The sequence below is a fragment of the Streptomyces sp. NPDC008079 genome (genome assembly GCF_042957385.1).
Classification (GTDB): domain Bacteria; phylum Actinomycetota; class Actinomycetes; order Streptomycetales; family Streptomycetaceae; genus Actinacidiphila.
On record NZ_JBIBIC010000001.1, the window covers coordinates 1,179,349 to 1,198,893 of the forward strand.

Below are 19,545 nucleotides of genomic sequence, written 5' to 3' on the forward strand. Positions count from 1 at the left end.
CCTCGTCCACTGGTGTACGTCGCGGTCACTATCGCTGCTTGACCAGGGAAGATGGACGTTGGTGGACAATGCCGGACCAAGATCGTACAACTCGTAATGCGTAGGTCTCGGGTTCGAATCCCGAAGGCGGCTCCACGGTAAACCCCAGGTCGGGCCTCTGACCTGGGGTTTCTTGTTCTGGTTGACCTTGGAATTCGGGTGAAACGGACACGCGCGGTCTGTGCATCGTAATGCGTAGGTCTGCGGTTGGCTCTCAGCGGTCGCTTCTTCGGGTCAGTGCTCTGACCTGAGACTTTATCGCCATCCGCCTTCTAGTCTGCTCTCCGAAGGCCGGACCCGGTGGCCATCCGGTGGCCGCGCGTGCAGGCAGCGTGCAGTAGGACCGTCGGTGCTCGGTTCGTTCAGGGCTGAAGGGTTGTCGAGTTGCGACAAGGGCGCAGCGCACTGAGCCTTTTCAGCGTTGCCTCTCCAGGGTGAGGACGGCCTTGGCGATGACGGTCATGCGGTTGGGGCTGATGCGGGATCTGCGGAAGATCTGCCAGGACTTCAGCCGTGCCATGCCGCGTTCGACGGGGACTCGGGCCTGGGCCGGCGCCCGGTTCACGGTGCGCTGGGTGGGGCTGAGTTCGCCACCGGGTAGTCGTCTGACGCCGGTAGTGACCCAGGCGCTGGCGCCCTGGTAGGCGCGGTCGGCCAGGACCGGGATGCCTTGCCGTTCACAGATCCGGATGATCCTGTGCGTGCGTGCGGGCGGCGGTCAGGTCGTGAGTGCGGCCGGGCAGGGCGAGATCCACAGGACCCCGCCGGCGGGATCCGTGACGACCTGGACGTTCACGCCATGGCGGCGGTGCTTGGCCGAATAGTCGGCGCGGCTGTCGCCTACGCGATCGCACTCGGCGAGGGTCCCATCGAGGAGGACGAAGTCCGGGTCGTTGTCGCGCAGCGTCTTCAGCAGTCCCGGGGCACGATCGGCAAGCAGGCCGGTGACGGCGGTGACGTATCCATGCGCGGTGCCGACGGATATCCCGAAGGCGACTGCAAGGCGGGCGAGGGTCTCGTGACGGGAGCCCTGTCCGTTGCGGCCCCGCCCTCACGCCGCCCCCGTCCCCCGATCGGTGACCCGCTGAAAAGGCTCAGTTAATGCTCCTCGTGACCATTACCTCAGGGCTGGGATTTTGACTTCACCCGCATGATGTAGAAAAAGGGACCTGATAGCATAAGAATGAACGCCAGAAGGAACCACCCGCCTTTGTTTCCCATGGCGATAAGTGCGATTGAAAGCACCAGCCCAAGGAATACAAATACACTAGTGAAGATGACCGAACGTCGCAGTGCCGCACGCTGTCGAATGTTCCATCCGAGATCAGGCATGCAGCTACCCCCTCTAACTCTACTTTCATGAAGGGGCTGAGGCGACTGCGTCGCCTCAGCCCCAGAAATCTTGCGCAGAACTCAAATCAATTATCCTGAGACTTCACCTGATGCATATTGGCTCGCCGCGTTGGAAAGTGCGTAGCACCTCAGTCCCGCTACAAGGGAAATTCCTTCAGTCTCAGGAGCTCCTGCCACGGCAAGGCTAGTGCACATACCTCCTACGATTCCACCAGCCATAACACCAGCCAAGTCTCCCCACAAAGCTTTTGTGTCGCCTTGGTATGCGTGATAGCCAGCTTGAGCGAGGTCGCCAACCGGTCCAGCCCACTCGCTAACGGCATCGAGGAATCCGAGCCCGTTGGGGTCGGTGTGGTTGACGGGGTCGGCGCCGAAGGCGGCGTAGGGGTTGGTTTCCTGGCCTGAGGGGTCGGTTTGGGTGAAGCGTTCGGTGACGGCGTCGTAGTAGCGGGCGCCCATTTTGTACAGGCCGGTGGGGTCGAGGTAGGCGCCGTAGTAGCGGTAGTGCTGGGGGACGGTCTCGCTCACGCCGCCGGTGCGGGGCATGCCGGTGGGGTTGTAGGTGTAGGTGTTCACGCGGTGCGCGGCGTTGTCGACCAGGCCGAGGACGGAGCCGTCGGCGTCGGTGAGGTAGTAGTAGCTCTTTCCCCCGGTCCTCATGGAGTTGAGTGTGCCCCCGGGCTCGCGGGTGAATCCGGTGTCGGCGCCGGTGGCGGTGGAGGCGGCGAGTCCTTCGGGGCCGTTGTGGAAGGCCGTGGCGCCGAGTTGGGTGCGTTCGGCGTTGTCGGTGCCGGCGTAGGCGGCGGTGTAGGCGGTGCCGGCGGCGGTGAGGGAGGTGAGCTGGTTGAAGTCCGACCAGGTCTCGCCTGTGCGGATGCCGGTGGTGGAGGCGCCGTTGGTTTCGTCGCCGGCCGGGTTGTAGGTCCAGCCGGTGGCGGAGCCGTTCTTGGAGGTCAGCTCTGAGGCGTCGTTGTAGGTGTAGGTGGTGGTGCCGGGGCAGGCGTCGTCGGAGCCGGCCGTGGCTGACACGGTGTTCCCGGCGGCGTCTTAGCAGTACAGCCAGATCGCGGTGGCCGACTCCTTTGCCTTGGCGAGGCGGTTGTGGGAGTCGTAGCTGTAGGTGATGGTCTTTCCGGCCTGGTTGTCGGTGCGGGTGTGCCGCAGGTCGCCGTCCGTGCCTGACTTCCCGGAGGTGTAGGTGTAGGAGAGGTCGACCAGTGTCGTGGAGCCGGCGGCGGTCTTGATGTTCGAGGGGCGGCCGGAGTTGTCCGGGGTGATGGTCTGCGTGGTGCCGCCGGGGTAGGCGACCGAGGTCAGGACGTCGTCGTTGTTGTACCGGTATGTGGCGGTCGACCCGGAGGGGTCCTTGAGCGTCTTGAGGTTGTTGGCATTGTCGTACCCGTAGACCACCGGTCCGGTGGGGTCGGTGTAGGTGGCGACGTTCCCGGCCGGGTCGTACGTCAGCAGCGTTGTCGAGCCGTCGGCCAGGGTGCGCAGCGACTCGCGGTTCAGGGCGTCCGGCAGGTACGCGGTGGTGCCGGTGGCATCGGTGCGGGAGGTCTGGTTGCCGTCACCGTCGAACACGTAGCCCACGGTCGCGCCGCCGGAGGTGGTCACGCCGGTGGTGCGGTCGCGGTCGTCGTAGGCGTACGTGGTGGTGATGCCGCGCCCGTCGGTGGCGGTGTGCGGGCGTCCGAGCGCGTCGTAGGTGTACGTCGTGACGTTCCCGCCGACCCCGCCCACCCCCATCGCGTCGGTGGCGCTGGTAGTCGCCGGGCCGGCTGTGGAAAACCGTTTGACCTCGAGTGCGGCCGCGATGGGCGGCGCTGGTCTCGCGCTCCGCGCGGATGGAGTGCATCTCGCGCCGAAGGTCGAAGGCGAAAAGCGCAGCAAGGGCGGGGGCCGGTCCGGCCGTCGTACACCGGACCGCAGTTGACCATGTCCGCCGCGATCTACGGCGTGCGGGAGCCGGTGCACTGGCTGCTGGAGCAGGTGGACAGCGCGTTCATGCAGCGGCAGATCGCCCGGGAGGTCGGGCGGCAGCTGCGCACCGGCACCGACCCCGAGCGGCTGGCGGCACGGCTGCGCGCCAGGTTCGCCGCAGCCGTCCCGGCCGACATCCGGGAGCCGGGCCGGTGGCTGCTCGGAGTGGCACTGCCGCGGTGGGGCTGTGGCCTCGAGGACTGCGAGGCCGGCGTGCTGTGGTCGACCGGCGCGCGCTGCGAGGTGTGCGCCTCGATCGTCGCCGACCGCCGCCGGCCCGCCGCATCGAGCAGGGCCTGTGCCCGGGGCCACGGCGCCGCCGCAGATCGGTCCGGGGCCTGTCCGGGCTGCGAGGACGACCGTGTCCCGCGCCATGCCGTGCAGATTGTCCCGGGCGGGTTGGACAACCGGCCGCGCGGCGCCTGCTGCAACCGCGGTGCGCGGATCTTCCTGACCGGTGCCGCAGTGTTCGACGGGCTGTGCAAGCCATGCCGCCAGGAGCAGGAGGGCCGGGTGATCGACCCGGCGCCGGGCATGAATCGGGTGACGTGCACAGGGCTGGACGGCGTGCCGTGCGACCGGCCCGCGCTGCCGACCCAGCCGGTATGCCGGGTGCACCGCGCGCAGCAAGTCGCCCTCGCCGAACGGGCCAGCCGGTGACCGCGATGCCGGGCCCGCCGTGGGCGGCGTGACGCAGCCGGTTGCGCGGCGCAGCCAGGGTTCAGGACTGCTGGTCGTCAGACTCGCTACCGGGGCGCCGGTCCAGCGCGCGGATCAGGATCTCGGCTCGGATCAGGCGAACGTTGCCTGATGCGGCACTAGCAGTGGGGCAGACCACCGGGCGACATCCAGAACCTCTGGTCACCATCCACGTACGGCCCGTAGGTCCAGCCGGGGCCCCCGGAGGAGGTATATACATCGAGGTAGGTGCCGTTCACCATGATCCCCGAGGTGCGGTACCAGACGTCGCCGGTGGTGCCGACGGTGCCGCCGGACACCCAGCAGTCCACGTAAGCTTGCTGCCCCGGCGCGAGGATGAGGCCGTCGATCTTTTTGGAGTCCGCCCGGGGGGAGCTGTAGACCCCCGCGTGGTACTGGGTGATCAGCGTGGCCATCTGCGGGTTGGAGTCGTGAACGTTCGGATTCGGATCCGCAGACGCCTGCGAGGACGCGCCGAGGATCGATGCCCCAGCCAACACAAGCGCGCCGAGAGCCGTGATCACACGAGCCATTGAGTGTTTCTCCCAGTCCTCATAGTTGTCAGTATCCGGCGATGGGTGATGCATCCCGCTCGGATGCCGTGCGCGGCCGTGGCCCGGCCACCAGGCGGCCCAGCCGACTGTCACCCTGCTAATCGAGGCTAAGAGCTTCCGTCCTGGATCCGTCCTAGATCCGTCCTTGCGCACTCGTCTGGCGAGGCTGGTGCTGGCGGGCTGCCAGCCGAAGTCCGATAGCGCGAACGGGAAGGTGCCCGCGCGGAGCGCGGGTGTCGCCCGCTCCATCAGCGGCGGGTCGGCGCTGGGGGCGCTGGCGAAGCTCGCGGTGAAGCCGGACGGGCCGATCTCCGGCTACGACCGGATCGCCGACTTCGGCGCGGCGTGGACCGACGGCCAAGGCGCGTCCGACGGCCAAGGCGCGTCCCACGGCCAAGGCGCGCCCGGCGGCCACAACGGCTGCGAGACGAGGGACGACATCCTGCGGTGTGATCTCACCGAGGTGAAGCTCGAGGGCAGGTGCGAGGTCGAGTCCGGTGTCCTGAAGGACCCCTGCACCGGCCGGACGATCCGCTTCACCCGGGGCCGGAAGACGAGTCCGGCGGTGCAGATCGACCATATGGTGGCGCTCGGCAACGCCTGGCAGACCGGCGCGAAGGCGCTGTCGAAGCCGGTGCGCGAGCAGTTGGCCAACGATCCGCTGAACCTGACCGCCGCGGACGGCCCGGCGAACGACGACAAGGGCGACGACGACGCCAGCGGTTGGCTGCCGCAGGCAGCGGCCGGATTCCGGTGCGAGTACGTGGCACGGCAGGTCGCGGTGAAGACGAAGTACAAGCTGTGGATCACCCCGGCGGAGAAGACCGCGATGAGCAGAACCCTGGGCGGCTGCCGCGGCCAGGTGCTGCCCACCGAGTCCGGCCACGAGGTCGCGCTGAAGTCCTCACCTGCAAGCCCTGGGGCTTCGGTCGACCGGGTCGAGCGCTATGACCCGCCGAAGTCACCGGCCGTCGTCGTGGAACGCGGGCGCGGCGGTCCGGCGCGGCGCCGGTGCCGCGTCCGGTTGACGGATCAGGAGCAGGCATCGCTGCGGCGCCGGGGCGGGCTGGCGCCGACCCCCACGGAAAATTCAGTCTGGTGACCGGGGTGCTCATAGATTCTGCCGCGGCCCCCTCGCCCAGGACGAACCCTCGTGTGCCCTTTGGGAAGGGACGGCAGACTTCCTGCGCGGGCCGGTCGTAGATCCCCACCGACGCCCCGAGCCGCATCTCTTCGCCGTCGAAACCCACGTCGGCGGCGGTCACAATGACATCGGTGGCGTCGCCGCAGGTGAGCAGGCGCTGAGGTCGGCCCGGGTCGCGGCGTGGACGACCGCGACCCGCTCGCCCGGCAGCCAGCCGCGGGCCAGGGCGTCGCAGACCGCTTCGTCGGCAGCCGCGAACGCGGCCCGCACGTAGCGGGTGTGGCCCACGTCGGGATCTCCTCCCTCGGGTACGCGCGCGAACCAGCATGGGTCGGGGAACCGTCCGCCGAGACTGGGATGCAGGCGGGCGCTGGAATGGTGGTGCGCAGGGGTCGGCCGGCCGGTCAGCGGCCGGGGCGGTCCAGGGTGGCGCGGTGGCCGCGGGCGACGGTCACGCCTGGGCGGCCGTCTGCGACGTGCGTGTCGCTGCTGCTCCCGTAGCCGCCGTGCTCGCCGCCGTCATCGGGTGGGCAGCAGGTCACGGTGTTCGTGACGGTGGCGTGCTGGTGGTGTGCCGTGAGGGTGGTCTCGTACGGCAAGGGCAGGTCCACGGGCGTGCCGTCGATCTCGGTGATTTCGGAGCGGGTGAGCGTGCAGGCGTCGTTGCCCAGGTGGACCTGTTCACCGATCGTCACCTGGTCGCCCACTGTGTAGCCGGGGCGGGCGACGCCCCAAGGCTGCGGCGTCGGTGACGCGGTGTCGGGGCCGGTGAGGGTGAGCTGGGCGTCGAGGCCGTCGGGTTGGGTGCCCTCGGGGTAGAGGTGCCCGTCGACGTCCCACTCCTTGTCGACGGTCAGGTCGGCTTCGCCGTCATCCTCCGCGGGCCGGTTGTAGACGGTGCAGGTGATCGCGTCCTGGCGGGGAGCGTCGACGGTGAAGCCGGGGCCGGCCGCGGACGCGGTGTTCTCCACCGGTACGCGCCGGCCGGTGTCGAGGTCGGTGCACACCGCGTTCTGGCCGCCCTGGGTGACCAGCTGGTATCCGGGGTGCTGGATCTCGTCCACCGTGACGTCAGCAGAGGGGTTGGCGCCGTAGCCGGGGGTGAAGGTGACCGTGCCGGTGCCGTCGGCGGTTGTGGTCCGGGAGTCGGGCAGGCCGGTGACTCCCGGTGTGGTGGTGGAGGCAGCGAAGGTCCACCCCGGGCCGGCGGGAACCGAGCCGGTCACGTCTTCGCCGGTGGTGTCGGCCGGTGTGATCTGCTTGACCACGTTGATCGTGCCGGTGCACTTGTCCACTGCCAGGTCGTGCAGTTGGCGACCGGCCTGGCCGAAGTCAGCGGTCTGGAAGTAGTCCGCGGCCACGGTGTTGGACCCGTCGAACGCGGTCGGTCCGGAGATCGCCCGCAGGTTCAGCCCGGACACCCCCGCGACGCCGCTGCCCACACCCAGCGCGATCACCCGGGTGTCCTTCGCCTTCACGGAGTTGGCGGAGAAGACGCCGTTCTCCACGTCAATAAAGTGGGTGTTCGACCCGTCGCCCCGGCGTTCGCCGAAACGGGTCGGGTTGCCGTCGGTCAGTACCACGGTCGCGTCGTAGTGCTCCGGTGCCTGCGCCACCGCCCACAGCGCCTGGTCCCAGTTCGTGCCCTTGCCCAGCGTCCAGTCGGCGTACAGGTCCTTGAAGGAGTCCGCTCCGGCCTGCGTGGACACCGAACGCAGCTGCGGATAGTTCACGCCCACGCTGGTGGACGGCGACGCCTCGTCGAAGGAGAACAGCGCCATCCGCGAGGGCGTGCCGGTCAGCGCGTCGGTGAAGGCGTCCGTCGCGGCCTTCAGCGCCGGCAGCTGGCTGCCGACCGACGCCGACAGGTCGAGCACGACCGCGACGTCCAGACCGCACGACGGCGGCAGCGGCGGATTGTCCCGCGAGGACTGCCATACCCCGCCCGACCGTGTGGGCAGCCCGTTGTTCGAGCTGTACATGAACTCGCGCGTCGACCGGTAGGTGTTCCCCGCTTGCAGCGGCGGGGTCTGGAACCGGTAGGGCGAGGCCACCGACCCCGAGCCGCTGCCCGGTCCGGTGCGCAGCACCGGGTTGGTGTACCACCCGGTCGGCGCCGCCGTCTGGCGCACCGTCATCACCGCGGAGTGGTTCGCCTGGCCCGCGGCGGTGTCCGGGACGACGAAGCTGCAGTCCCCCTCGGCGTCGGACGTGCACCGGGCCCACGCCTGTCCGATTGGATCGGTCGCGTCCGGACTCGCGTACAGCGCGAGGCCCACTCCTGCCAGCGGCGCCGCCTCGTCCTCAGAGACCCGGTCTCCCCCGGTCCGCACCGTCACCACGCTGCTGTCCGAACCAGGTGCCGGCACAAAACGCGCGGCCTGTGGGCTCACTGCCGCGGCAGTCACCGGAGCGGCGGCCAGTACCAGCGCGCTCAACGCGATCCAACACAACCTCTGCCTCATCGGCCTCTCCTCGACGACCAGCCACCGCCCACTGCGGCAAACCGGGATCAAAGGCACCCTAGGCACGCCGTCGGTGACCTCCGCCCGGACGCGCCCAGCACACGGGGCACACCAGCCACACGGGTCACACCGGGGACGACGGCTTCCGACTACGCCGGGGGATCCGACCAGCACCGAAGCCCGACTGTCCGCGATCCTGGAGGGCGCCGTGCGCCGGCCGTGATCCGCGCCTCCTGGACCGCCGCCGCACCGGCAGGTGACGGCCCGGCCGCGGCGGTCGTCGATGTGGACCTGGCGGCCGTGGACGTCGCTGCGACCGTCTACATCCACCGCGAGCACCTCCGCCACCGGCACCTGCTCGCCGCGGCCCGCCGCGACCCCGCCGCGACCCCGGCGCGGCTCCGGCGCGCTCTGGTGCGGAAAATGAGCCGCGTTGCTCGATATGGCCATGTTTCGAGCTATTGTGCTCACGAATGGGACTGGCTAGCCTGCGCTGCGCAGTGATCGGGCCGTCTCAGCGGGGCCCCGCCCGGCCCTGGGATCGGATACTGAAGGCCATGTCCGTTCGACAGCCGCACCATCCAATGCAGCGACTCGACGCTGCTCACCAGGAGGAGCACCATGGCTGAACAAGGGATGCCTCGAAGGCGTTTGCTCGCCGTCGGCGGAGCGGTCGGCGTGTCGGGTGCGCTTTTGACGAGTGGTCAGTCGGCTGCTCGTGGCGAGTCGCGCGCGACCGGGCAGCCGGGGAACGGTGCGACCGGAGCCCCGGCGCCCACGCGGTTCGAGGACACCGTCGACAGCGTCAGACTCATTGTGTCGGCCGCGGCGAAGGCCCCGGGCTACACCGTGGTCGTCACCAAGTCGCCCTTCCAGATCACCACACTGCGCGATCGCAAGGTGGTGTTGCAGACCGACGCGGGCTCGTCCGCGTCGTCGGGGTCCGGCCCCGCGGTCTTCCGCACGGCACAGGGAGCGTGGGCGACCGCCACGTCCGTTACGAGCGCGCGGTGGAGCGACGGTGTGCTCGTACTGACGCTGGCGACCACCGTACCCGGCAGCACCGTGACCTACCGGATCACTCCGGCCGCTGACCAGTACCGGATGACCTGGTCGGTCCAGGGACAGGTGGCCGCGACCAAGGTGGCCAGCCATTATCTGGTCGAGTCTGCCGGTCACTGGTACGGGCAGGGCGAGGCGGTGACCGCGACCGGTGCGCCGTACATCGACCAGCCGTGGCCGTTGGACTCCGGCAAGGTCCGGGACAAGACGATGGCGCCCGCGGAGTATCTGGTCACCGAGCCGTTCTGGTTCACCCAGCGGGGCACCGGCTTGTGGGTCAACACCGAAGACGTCATGGATGTGTCCATCAACGACGCGCAGCAGGGGGTCTTCGGCTACACGCTCACCCAGAGTTCCACGATGGACGCCACCGTCTTCGTGGAACGCAACGCCAGAGACGTCTATGAGAACTACATCGGCATCACCGGCACGCCCGCCAAGAGCGACGCGTCGAGCGCGCAGTACGCCAAGCCGTTGTGGAACTCGTGGGCGCAGTTCTACTCCGCCGTCTCACAGGACTCGCTGCTGGGCTGGGCCAGGAGCCTGCACGACGCGGGAGTGCCGGGGCACACGGTCCAGATGGACGACGGCTGGATGAGCCATTACGGCGACTTCACCTTCAACAGCAAATTCCCGGCGCCGAAGGCGATGTCCGACGAGATCCACGCGATGGGATACGACTTCGGGATCTGGGTCACGCTGTGGATCAACACCGACGCCGACAACTTCTCCTATGCCGCCGACCACGGCTACCTCCTGAAATCGAGGACCGACCCGGCCGAACCGGGCCTGGTCAAGTGGTGGAACGGCACCGCCGGCATCGTCGACATCGCCAATCCCGAGGCCCGCGCCTGGTATGTCGGGAACCTTCAGAGCCTGCGGCAGGACTACGGCGTCGACGGGTTCAAATTCGACACCCGCTTCTACGACGAGACCTGTGCGCCGTATCCCGGTCACACCGCGCTCGACTACCTCAAGCTCGGCGCGGAACTGTGCGACCAGTTCGACCTGCAAGGCGCCGGCGTACGGATCCACTGGACCGGCTCGCAGCGGTACGGCTTCGTCACCCGGCAGATCGACAAGGGAACAAGCTGGGTCTCGCTGCGCGCGGCGGTGGCGCAGAACCTCTCGATCAGCACCGTCGGCTACCCCTTCGTCGAGACGGACATGATCGGCGGTTCCCTCAGCAAGGCCCCGCCTGCCAAGCAGGTGCTCGTGCGGTGGGCGCAGGCGGCGTCGCTGATGCCGCTGATGTACTCCTCCACCTCGCCGCTCGGAGTGTCCAACGCCTACGGCAGCCAGAAGTACGATCAGGAGACGGTCGACCTCTACGTCGCCGCGGTCCAGGCGCACGAACGCCTCGCGCCGTACATCGAGTCGCAGGCCGAGCGGGCGGTGCGCACCGGGGAACCGATCATGAAGCCGCTGTTCTTCAACTACCCGCAGGATGAGGCGGCCTACACGATCGCCGACCAGTGGCTGCTCGGCGACTCGCTGATGGCCGCGCCCGTCCTCACCGATCAGACGCGGCGCGACATCCATGTCCCGCCGGGCCAGTGGTACGACGTCCTGCACCGGAGGACGATCCACGGACCCGCCGAGCTGACGGGCTACGCCGCCGACCTGAGCCGGACCCCGGTGTTCGTCCTGCTGGGCACGCACGACACCGACGCCCTGATGCATGCCGTCTCCCGCTGACGCGTCTCCGCGGGGGGCGCTCATCGGCGCAGTGTGGATGAGGGCCGTGCCGATTCACCACTGGGTTTTCGCATGCAGTTGGCCGTCGGCGTGCGTGAGCGGGTGGCCCGGTGCCGCGCCACGGCAATGAGGCCGGCCCGGAGTCGCGGGTGGGGACTTGGGCGACTCCGGGCCGGCTCGTGCGCGGGGGAGGGGGTCAGCCCTTGGCGCCCTTGGGGATTGCCTTCAGGGTGGAGAGGTCGCTGCGCAGGACGTCCTTGCAGTAGGAGACGTTGCCGGTGTTGTCGACGTACTTCGCCGAGACCCAGTTCGAGTTGTCGCGCAGCAGGTACCAGACGTCGTTGCCCGCGATGTTCTGGGCGCGGACCTTGCAGCGCAGGCCGACCTGCTGGTGGTAGCGCAGCGAGCCCTTGACGGACGAGTCCGTGCTCGGGAACTGGCGCTGGACCACGCCGTCACCGGCGACGACCGTGCCGTACGGGCGGGCCGGGGTGGCGGTCGGGGCGGCGGCCTGGGCGGCCGTCGCGCCGAGCAGCGTGGTGCCGAGTACGACGGCGGTGGTCAGCGCGCTGGCGCCGGTGATGATGCGGCCTCGGAGGGAAGGAAGAGCAGCGAATGTCGCCAAGGGACTTCTCCTGTTCCTGATGTGCAATGACACGCATGGGCACCGCTGAAAATACGCCGGACAATCTCCAACAACTAGGATAAATTGCCACGTTGGGCCGAACGTGCGCAGCCCTCACCCGTCTGCGGGTGCCGCCGCCACCCGGACGGCGGCCTGTGCGCGCAGCGGGTCCGCCGCCGGGGGGCCGGTCCAGAGGTGCTAGAGGCGCTAGAGGTTCTAGAGGCGCTAGAGGTTGTAGCCGCCCGAGACCTCGATGGTCTGGGCGGTGACCCAGCGGGACTCGGGGGAGGTGAGGGCGGCGATCATGGGGCCGATGTCGGCGGGTTCGCCGAGGCGGCCGAGCGCGGTCTTCGCGGCGAGGGCCGGGATGACCTCGGGGAACTGGGTGAAGGCGTCGTTGGCGATGCGGGTGCGGGTGGAGCCGGGGGAGACGGCGTTGACCCGGATGCCGCGCGGGCTGAATTCCTTGGCCATGTAGCGGGTCAGGACGTCGAGGCCGCCCTTCATCGAGGCGTAGACGGAGTAGCCGGGTTCGAGGCCGGCGGACGCGGTCGAGTTGCTGCTCGTGTTGACGATGGCGCCGCCGTCGGCCATCAGGGGGAGCAGCTTCTGCGTCAGGAAGTACGGACCCTTGAGCAGGACGCGCATGAGCCGGTCGAAGGTCTCCTCGGTGGTGTCCTCGATCAGCGAGGTGAGGGAGAGACCGGCGTTGTTGACCAGGTAGTCGAAGGTGTCGCGCTGCCAGGTGTCGTGCAGTACGGCGGCCACGGTGTCGCGGAAGGCGGCGAAGGTGCCGGCCTCGCCGACGTCCAGGGGCAGGGCGACGGCTGTGCCGCCTGCCTTCTCGATGGCGGCGACGGTCTCCCGGCCGCCGGCCGGGTTGTTGGCGTAGGTGAGGATGACGCCGGTTCCGCGTTTGGCGATCTCGATCGCGGCGCTCTGTCCGATGCCGGAGCTGGCCCCGGTGACGATGGCGACGTTCATGGTGGTCCTCCAGAAGGGGTGGGCTTACGTGACCGGGTGGGCTTACGTGACCGGGCCGGATTACGTGACCGGGCGGCATCACCCGGCCGGGTGGGCCTACGCGGACAGGGCGCGGGCGAGCCAGTCGGTGCGGGTCCTGCGGGCGGTGGCCGCGATACGGGCCTGCGGGTACAGCGCGTCGAAGCCGTGGAAGCCGCCCGCCCAGACGTGGAGCTCGGCCTGGCCGCCGGCCGCCCAGATCCGGGTGGCGTAGTCGGTGTCCTCGTCGCGGAAGACCTCGGCGGAACCGGTGTCGATGTAGGCGGTCGGCAGATTCGACAGGTCGTCGGCCAGGGCGGGCGATACGTACGCGGGTACGTCGTCGCCGACGAGGCCGCCGAGCAGGCAGCTCCAGCCGAACTCGTTCATCTCGCGGGTCCATACGCCGGGTTCGTTCGCGTACTGCCGGCTGGAGGCGGTGGTGTTGCGGTGGTCGAGCATGGGGCCGATCAGCACCTGGGCGGCGATGGCCGGGGCCTGCCGGTCGCGGGCCGCCAGCGCCACCCCGGCGGCGAGGCCGCCGCCCGCGCTGGCACCCGCGACGACGATACGGGCGGGGTCGATGCCCAGCTCGGCCGCGTGCTCGGCGACCCAGAGCAGCCCCTGGTAGCAGTCCTCGACGGGGATCGTGCCGCCGGACTCCGGCGCGAGCCGGTACTCGACGGTGACCACGACGGCGCCGCACGCGTCGAGCCACTCCAGCGGAATGTCTATCTGGGAGAAGCGGTCGCCCATGACCATCCCGCCGCCGTGCATCCAGTAGACGCAGGGCGCCGCGGTGGTACGGCCGCCGGTGGCCGCGGGGCTGAAGACCGACAGCGCGATCGGTTCGCCGTCCCGGCTCGGGACGGTCACCTCGCGGCGGTCGATCGCGCGCCCTTCCAGGAGCGGTTCGACGGGCGCCGAGGAGAAGGGGCGGACCTGCGCGAGCACCTCCGGGCTGAGCCCGGACATCAGCGGCAAGTCGGCGAGCAGGTCGTGCAGTTCGGGGTCGAGGCCGGGGCGGGGCGTGGTCATGGGCGGTGCCTTTCTCAAGAGGTGGAGAGGGTGGTGGCGGCGGACTGGCGCATCAGAAAGCGGGAGCCGACGGATGAGCCGGTAAGCGGGAGCCGGCGGATGGGAGGTCGGAGCAGGCGGATCAGAAAGCGGCCTTGCCCCGCACCGGCACGTAATCCGTGTAGTCGGACTCCTTGGCCAGCAGCGGGCCGATCCGCGCCACGATGGCCTGCGCGGCCTCGCCGGCGAAGACGCGGTGGTGGTCCTCCTCGCTGGTCCAGCCCTCGGTGACGTGGACGACGTCCGGGTCGGAGGCGGAACGGGAGACGAGGTAGACGACGCAGTGCTCGCTCGCGCCGGGGCTGCCCTCGTCCAGACCGGTCAGCAGCAGCTCGACGAGCTGGTCGCTCATTCCGGCCTTGGCGGTCAGCGTGGCGTTGAAGCCGTAGTTCGCGTTCATGGAATCCTTCTTCTCTCCGTTGGAGTGCGGTGATTCCATTGAACCGCTCTGACCTGCGGAAATGTTAGAACGTTCCTCGCTCGTACTTGCACGATCCTCGCGGTCGCGGGAGCCAGGGCGCGGTGGGGTGGTGCAATGGACGTATGACCCGTGAAGAACACCTGGACGAGCTGCGCGCCCTGCTGGCACGGCACGCGCCGCGCTCCGGCTGGACCACCGCCATCGACGGCGTCCTCATCTCGAAGGTCGACCGCCCCGACCCGCCCGCCCCCTCGATGTCCGGCACGGTCCTGGCGGTCATCGCCCAGGGCGCCAAACGCCTGGCCCTGGGGGAGCGGGTCTTCGAGTACGGGGCCGGGCAGTACCTGATCGCGTCCGTGGATCTGCCGGTCACGGGACAGTTCCTCCAAGCCGACGCCGAGGAACCGGCGTTGGGGTTCGGCCTGGTCCTCGAACCGTCCGCCGTCGCCGAACTGCTGCTCCAGGCCGGGCCCGGCAACTCCCCCCGCACCGGGGGCGGTACGCCGTCGGGCATCGTCGTCAGCGACGCGCCGCCCGCGCTGCTCGAGGCGGTCGTCCGGCTGCTGCGCCTGCTCGACGAGCCGCACGACCGGGCCGTCCTCGCGCCCCTCGTCAAGCGCGAGATCCTGTGGCGGCTGATCACCGGCGAACAGGGCGCGGCGGTACGGCAGTTCGGCCTGGCCGACAGCAGCCTCAGCCATGTCTCGCGCGCCGTGCGCTGGATTCGCGAGCACTACGCGCAGCCCTTCCGCGTCGAGGACGTGGCGCGGCAGTCCGGTATGAGCGTGTCCGCCTTCTACCGCAACTTCCAGGCGGTGACCGCGATGAGCCCGATCCAGTTCCAGAAGCGGATCCGGCTCCAGGAGGCCCGGCTGCTGCTCACCACCCATCCGGGCGACGTCACGGGGGTCGGGCAGCGCGTCGGCTACGACAACCCCTCGCAGTTCAGCCGCGAGTACCGGCGCCAGTTCGGCGCGCCCCCCAGCCGGGACGCCGCCCGCCTGCGCCGTACCGTCCGTACCGTCCGCACCCCGGCGGGTGTCCTCCCCTGAGCGGGGAAGCCTCCGGGCCGGGGCGCGGCGGGATCACCCCCGGGTGAGGGCGCTCCCCCCAACGGCGTGGGTCAGGGCGCCTGTTGGACCCAGGGCAGCGTGAAGGCGGCGAAATTCGCTGATTATGCGTCAGATGGCGCTCGCCGTACGGGAAGGCGGCGCGGCCGGTGTCCGGGCGCAGGGCCTCGACGACCCGCGCGGTCACCGACCTCCCCCTCGTCGGCCTCTAGAAGGACGGCACACGAGGAGGGCGTCGCGACGGCATCCCCCGAAGTCTCGGAGGGCGCCGTCGCCGCGTCGGCCGAGCCGGGGCCGGGCCGGGTGGCCGAGCCGGAGCCCGGGTGGCCGGGCGGGTGGGGGTCAGTTCGTGGCGCGGGTGGGCACGTAGTCGAAGTACGGCGTCAGGGTGGCGAACAGGTCGCCCGCCTTCGGGCCGGGCTCGCCGCTTGCCTGGGCGAGGGTGTCGGTCAGCTCCTGGGTGATGTGGAAGGGAACCCGGTCGAGCTTGAAGCCGGTGAAGGTCGGGCGGCCGTTGGCCAGCACCTCGGCCGGGGTGGTGGTGGCCGCCAGGATCTCCGGCGACACCTGCTTCCCGTTCACCACGACGCCCGCGGAGTACCCCGGGGTGGGCATCACGCGGATGTAGGTGGGCCGCAGCTCCACGACGGTGCCGTTGGGGTACGTGAACGACATGCCGCCCGGGTAGAAGATCCGGCCCTTGCTGTCCACGTGGTCGCCCTCCGTGCTGCCGATCGGCATGTGGAATCCGTCCGGGGTCTTCGTGAACGGCGCGATCGCGCCGAGGGTGACGTGCCGTTCGGCGAAGTACGCCTTGGCCGCCGGGCTGAAGGCGACGTCCGCGCTGCCCCAGGGCGAGATGTAGATGCCGTCGGCCGTGACGGACGACGCGGCGTTCGGCGTGGTGGGGGCGGCGGTGGCCGAGCCGGCCAGGCCCAGCGATACGGCGAGCCCGGTGGCCAGGGCGAGTGCGGTCAGATTCTGGACGGCGCGCACGTGATTCTCCTTGTGGGGTGAGTCGACGGTCGTTGCCCGGGCGGGAGCGCCCGGTCCGTGACGGGGGGGGGTACCGGCCCGAGGAGCCGGATTCCCCCACGCACGGAAGTGGTTCATAACGGACGTTGTGTGCGGAATTGGCCGTCGACTCTCTCTGGCCCGTCAATCGGGCGCACAGCTTCGCTCGAACGACTAATTCGTACGCCGAAGCGGTTGATCGAACAGCGGCCCCGCCGTGCCGACGCCCGGGCGTCAGCTCGCCCGGGGCTCCCGCTCCAGCAGGCGGACCGCCAACGGGGCGTGCAGCGCGGAGAAGTGCGGGTTGATGCGGAGGGCGGCGCGCAGGTCGGCCGCGGCCCGCGGCAGGCCGAGCGCCGCTTCGACGGCTCCCCGGTGATATACGAACAGCGCGCTGTGCCAGCCGGTGGCCGCCGCCCGCCGTGCGTAGACCAGCGCCTCGGCGTCCCGGCCGGTACGGTGCAGGGCCCAGCCGAGCGCGTCGGCCACCAGGACGCTGTGCCGGTGGCTCCACTCGCCGCGCAGCAGCGCGACGGCGACCGCGGGGTCCGCGTGGTCGGCCTGGTAGAGCGCGAGGTACGGATCGACCGGGCCGCCGGAGGCCCGGAGCAGCCGCACCTCGCCCGCCAGCGCGGCGAGTTGGGCCTCGGCGTCCTGCCGGTGACCGGTGGCCTGCTGGAGTTCGGCGTACTCCAGCAGGAACTGCGGGAGCGGCACCCGGTCGGCGACGGCGGCGTAACCGGCCAGCGCCCGCGCGGTCCTGCCGCGCGCCACGTCCGTCCTGGCCTGTCCGATCCGCGCGTAGTAGTCGCCGGGTGAGGCGGCCAGGGCGCGCCGGTAGTGGGTGTTCGCGGCGGCGACATCGCCGGAGTCCCAGGCCAGATCGCCCAGGCGGTGCTCGCAGAACGCCGTGTCGGCCGGGATGGCGGCGGTGTCCAGCGCGCGCTGGAGGGCGATGGCGGCGTCGGCGGTCCGCCCGTGGGTCTCCAGGTCGTAGGCGGCCCTGGTGTATCCGGCGGTCGCGGGCGCGAGGTCGAGGAGCCGCTGGGCCGCGTCGGTGGCGGCCGGATAGTCGCCGAGCTGGATGTACGCGTCGGCGAGCACCGCGTAGCCGGTCGCCCGGTCCGGTGCCATGGCGGTCGCCCGCCGCCCGAGGTCCCGGGCGGCGCCGAAGTCGTGGCGGGCGTTGGCGAGCATGCCGGAGCCCGCGACCGCGTCGTAGTTCTCCTTCGGACGCAGTGCGAACGAACGCCGGAAGGCGGTCGCCGCACCCGTCAACTGCCGCCCGTCCATGGTGGTGCGCGCCTGCTCGACCTCCGCCAGGCCCAGCTGCGACCACGCCGCCGCGTCCTTGGGCCGGGCCCTTACGGCGGCCCTGGCCGTGTCGACCTGGCCGACCGCCCCCGGAGGCGACGCGTCCAGCCCCGGCGCCCCCCGGTGCGCCGGCGCCGTCCGCCCGAAGGCCAGCAACCCCGCCGCGCACGCCAGCACGACGACGACGGCACCCCCCACCGCGAGAGCCGGCGGCCGACGACGCGGAAGGCCGCGCGTGCGCGCGGTTTCGGGCGCGGCGTCAGATGCGGGACCGGGAGCGAGGCCGGGCGCGGGGCCAGGGGTGAGACCGGGCGCGGGACCGGGAGCGAGGTCCGGCGCGGGGCCAGGCGTGAGGTCGGATGTGAGGTCGGGCGCGGATTCGGGTCCGCCCCCGCGCCCCGAGCGGCCCGCGCGGCCGGGCGCCGTCACGGGCCCGCGTGCGGGAGGTTGACGTACGGGAAGACGTCGGTGGCCGGTGTCGGCTGGAGGATGAAGGCGGGCGGCGGGAGCAGCCCCGCGGCGGAGCGTCCGCCCGGCTCGCCCTCCAGCATCCGCAGCAGCGCCGGGTCGATGTCGTCGTTGATCCGCCGGCCGTTGGGGTAGCCCTGGAGGTCACCGCCCAGGACCCCGTACTTGTCGGGCTTGGCGGTGACCGGAGTCGTGAGGTTCAGCCGCAGCTCGTCGGCGAAGGTGATCGCCTTCGGGTCCGCGTCCGCGTTCATGGCCTGCGTGTTGAGGTCGATGCCGAACTTGGCGCCGTTGTCCTTGCCGAGGCCGCTGAGGAACAGGGCGCGGATGTCGGTACGGGGACCGGGGGGCGCGATGAAACCCTGGGCGGTCTCGATCCGGTGCGGCGGCGCCGGGTCGAGCGCGGCGGCCATGAACGCCGCGTCGAGGTGATCCCGCTCCGCCGGACGGAAGTTGAACCGGTCCTCGGGGCCGCCGGGCACCGCCGTCGCCGCGAACGAGCCGAGCAGCGCGAAGTTGATGTGCGGATTGCCCAGCCGCGCGACCTGGCGGTACGACGGCTCCTGCGCCCGCAGGCTGCTCTTGAGGTCGGCGCCCTCGCGCGAGACCGTGCCCCACACCCCGACCACCGGATTGCGCCGCGCGTCACCGCCGAGCGCCAGCTCGCTCTTGGGGACCTGGAGGACCAGGCTGTTCACATTCGCCGCGGGCAGCGGATTGGCCGCCGACAGCGCGCCCGGAACCGGCCCCGCCGTACCCAGGACGAACAGGCCGAAGACCCGCCCGTCGGTCACGAACTGCTCGGCCGCCTGCCCGGCCACCGTCTGGCCGCCGCCGGGCAGCTTCCGCACCGTCCCGGCACGCAGTCCGCCGTAGTCCGGCATCTGGAGCGCGCCCGTACGGGTGGGGGCGGCGATGCCGTCGGCCACCAGCACCTCCGGCGCGCCGCCGCCCCTGATCCGCTCCAGCGTGTAGTGCTGACGAAACAGCAGCGTGCGATCGTCGACCGACCGCGCGGGCCCGGACGCGATCGGCCCCGCGCCGAGGAAGCGGCGGTCCTCGTTGCGGAACGTCCAGCGGTACGTGATGTCCGGCACCCCGGTGCCGCGTCCGTCGATGTGCAGCTCGTACCGGGCGCGGGTCGCGAAGGGATAGTTCGCCACCGCCGTCCCCGGCGCCTGGAACGGGTACGAGTTCAGCACCAGCGTCGCCATGTCCGGCTTGTCGGGGCTGGTGAACGCGTAGACATCGGTGATGTTCGCCGCCGGGTCGGCCGCGACGGACGGGGAGTCGATGTGTCCGCCCGCCTCGCTGCTGCCGAGCATCGGGCCGGCCAGAGTGGCGGCGCTCAGCAGCACGGTGGCGGCGGCGAGCGGGACGGTGCGGCGGGCAGCGCAATATCTCGGCATGGGGCTCTCCATGGCTCCGGGACACGCGGACAGCACGACGCGGCACGGGAACGAGGACCACCCACCCGGCCGGGATGATCAAGGTAACGGCGTAGGTCCCGGAGCGCCCCTGCTCCTGGCATATGTCAGTCGCATGGCCGCAGGATTC

Annotated in this window: 18 protein-coding genes and 1 pseudogene; 5 read left to right on the forward strand and 14 right to left on the reverse strand. The window is 70.5% G+C overall.

Annotated features, from left to right (window positions below; translation table 11 throughout):
- Positions 1-454 precede the first annotated feature (454 nt).
- Positions 455-955, reverse strand: a pseudogene (locus ACFZAM_RS05180) (transposase family protein).
- Here ACFZAM_RS05180 and ACFZAM_RS05185 point away from each other — a divergent pair.
- On the forward strand, positions 839-1,141 hold the full coding sequence (locus ACFZAM_RS05185; protein WP_391042851.1) for a hypothetical protein: 303 nt from the start codon (positions 839-841) through the stop codon (positions 1,139-1,141). The pseudogene ACFZAM_RS05180 and the gene ACFZAM_RS05185 sit on opposite strands and share 117 nt — an antisense overlap.
- 20 nt (positions 1,142-1,161) lie before the next feature.
- Here the strand turns inward: ACFZAM_RS05185 and ACFZAM_RS05190 are convergent, their stop codons facing one another.
- From ACFZAM_RS05190 to ACFZAM_RS05200, 3 genes are all read right to left on the reverse strand, one after another.
- Positions 1,162-1,371: a hypothetical protein gene (locus ACFZAM_RS05190; protein ID WP_391042852.1), complete on the reverse strand. Its 210-nt coding sequence runs from the start codon at positions 1,369-1,371 to the stop codon at positions 1,162-1,164.
- A 90-nt stretch (positions 1,372-1,461) separates the two neighbouring features.
- Positions 1,462-2,421 carry an RHS repeat-associated core domain-containing protein gene (locus ACFZAM_RS05195; RefSeq protein WP_391042853.1) on the reverse strand — a complete coding sequence of 320 codons (960 nt, stop codon included), beginning with the start codon at positions 2,419-2,421 and terminating at the stop codon, positions 1,462-1,464.
- Between the two features lie 18 nt (positions 2,422-2,439).
- On the reverse strand, positions 2,440-3,135 hold the full coding sequence (locus tag ACFZAM_RS05200; RefSeq protein ID WP_391042856.1) for a hypothetical protein: 696 nt from the start codon (positions 3,133-3,135) through the stop codon (positions 2,440-2,442).
- 195 nt (positions 3,136-3,330) lie between these two features.
- Between ACFZAM_RS05200 and ACFZAM_RS05205 the strand changes: the two genes are divergently transcribed.
- Complete coding sequence (locus ACFZAM_RS05205; protein ID WP_391042858.1) at positions 3,331-4,035, forward strand: hypothetical protein; 705 nt, start codon at positions 3,331-3,333, stop codon at positions 4,033-4,035.
- A gap of 158 nt (positions 4,036-4,193) precedes the next feature.
- Here the strand turns inward: ACFZAM_RS05205 and ACFZAM_RS05210 are convergent, their stop codons facing one another.
- Positions 4,194-4,490 carry a hypothetical protein gene (locus ACFZAM_RS05210; RefSeq protein ID WP_391042861.1) on the reverse strand — a complete coding sequence of 99 codons (297 nt, stop codon included), beginning with the start codon at positions 4,488-4,490 and terminating at the stop codon, positions 4,194-4,196.
- A 283-nt stretch (positions 4,491-4,773) separates the two neighbouring features.
- Here ACFZAM_RS05210 and ACFZAM_RS05215 point away from each other — a divergent pair, with 283 nt between their 5' ends.
- Positions 4,774-5,730 carry a DUF1524 domain-containing protein gene (locus ACFZAM_RS05215; RefSeq protein WP_391042863.1) on the forward strand — a complete coding sequence of 319 codons (957 nt, stop codon included), beginning with the start codon at positions 4,774-4,776 and terminating at the stop codon, positions 5,728-5,730.
- A 159-nt stretch (positions 5,731-5,889) separates the two neighbouring features.
- Here ACFZAM_RS05215 and ACFZAM_RS05220 read toward each other — a convergent pair whose 3' ends face one another.
- Both ACFZAM_RS05220 and ACFZAM_RS05225 read right to left on the reverse strand, forming a co-directional pair.
- Positions 5,890-6,060 (reverse strand): hypothetical protein, encoded by a 171-nt coding sequence (locus tag ACFZAM_RS05220; RefSeq protein WP_391042865.1) that lies wholly within the window; start codon positions 6,058-6,060, stop codon positions 5,890-5,892.
- Positions 6,061-6,176: 116 nt separating this feature from the next.
- Positions 6,177-8,105, reverse strand: a complete 1,929-nt coding sequence (locus tag ACFZAM_RS05225) for a vWA domain-containing protein (protein ID WP_391042868.1) — start codon at positions 8,103-8,105, stop codon at positions 6,177-6,179.
- 948 nt (positions 8,106-9,053) lie between these two features.
- Here ACFZAM_RS05225 and ACFZAM_RS05230 point away from each other — a divergent pair.
- Positions 9,054-10,997 (forward strand): TIM-barrel domain-containing protein, encoded by a 1,944-nt coding sequence (locus ACFZAM_RS05230; RefSeq protein WP_391042871.1) that lies wholly within the window; start codon positions 9,054-9,056, stop codon positions 10,995-10,997.
- 196 nt (positions 10,998-11,193) lie between these two features.
- Here the strand turns inward: ACFZAM_RS05230 and ACFZAM_RS05235 are convergent, their stop codons facing one another.
- The 4 genes from ACFZAM_RS05235 to ACFZAM_RS05250 all read right to left on the reverse strand — a co-directional run bounded on the left by ACFZAM_RS05235 (position 11,194) and on the right by ACFZAM_RS05250 (position 14,101).
- Entirely contained in the window at positions 11,194-11,622 is a 429-nt protein-coding gene (locus ACFZAM_RS05235) for an SH3 domain-containing protein (protein ID WP_355336303.1), read from the reverse strand.
- 225 nt (positions 11,623-11,847) lie between these two features.
- Positions 11,848-12,606 (reverse strand): SDR family oxidoreductase, encoded by a 759-nt coding sequence (locus tag ACFZAM_RS05240; protein ID WP_391042875.1) that lies wholly within the window; start codon positions 12,604-12,606, stop codon positions 11,848-11,850.
- Positions 12,607-12,702: 96 nt separating this feature from the next.
- Positions 12,703-13,662, reverse strand: a complete 960-nt coding sequence (locus ACFZAM_RS05245; RefSeq protein ID WP_391042877.1) for an alpha/beta hydrolase fold domain-containing protein — start codon at positions 13,660-13,662, stop codon at positions 12,703-12,705.
- Positions 13,663-13,783: 121 nt separating this feature from the next.
- The gene (locus ACFZAM_RS05250; protein WP_355336309.1) at positions 13,784-14,101 is read right to left on the reverse strand and encodes an antibiotic biosynthesis monooxygenase; all 318 of its coding nucleotides are present in this window, start codon (positions 14,099-14,101) and stop codon (positions 13,784-13,786) included.
- 143 nt (positions 14,102-14,244) lie between these two features.
- Between ACFZAM_RS05250 and ACFZAM_RS05255 the strand changes: the two genes are divergently transcribed.
- The gene (locus ACFZAM_RS05255; protein ID WP_391042880.1) at positions 14,245-15,174 is read left to right on the forward strand and encodes an AraC family transcriptional regulator N-terminal domain-containing protein; all 930 of its coding nucleotides are present in this window, start codon (positions 14,245-14,247) and stop codon (positions 15,172-15,174) included.
- 360 nt (positions 15,175-15,534) lie between these two features.
- Here the strand turns inward: ACFZAM_RS05255 and ACFZAM_RS05260 are convergent, their stop codons facing one another.
- The 3 genes from ACFZAM_RS05260 to ACFZAM_RS05270 form a co-directional block, all read right to left on the reverse strand.
- A complete protein-coding gene (locus ACFZAM_RS05260; RefSeq protein ID WP_391042883.1) occupies positions 15,535-16,188 on the reverse strand; it encodes a hypothetical protein in 654 nt (217 codons plus the stop codon).
- Between the two features lie 252 nt (positions 16,189-16,440).
- A complete protein-coding gene (locus tag ACFZAM_RS05265; RefSeq protein WP_391042886.1) occupies positions 16,441-17,718 on the reverse strand; it encodes a tetratricopeptide repeat protein in 1,278 nt (425 codons plus the stop codon).
- A gap of 227 nt (positions 17,719-17,945) precedes the next feature.
- Positions 17,946-19,397 (reverse strand): DUF4331 family protein, encoded by a 1,452-nt coding sequence (locus tag ACFZAM_RS05270; protein ID WP_391042888.1) that lies wholly within the window; start codon positions 19,395-19,397, stop codon positions 17,946-17,948.
- Positions 19,398-19,545 lie beyond the last annotated feature (148 nt).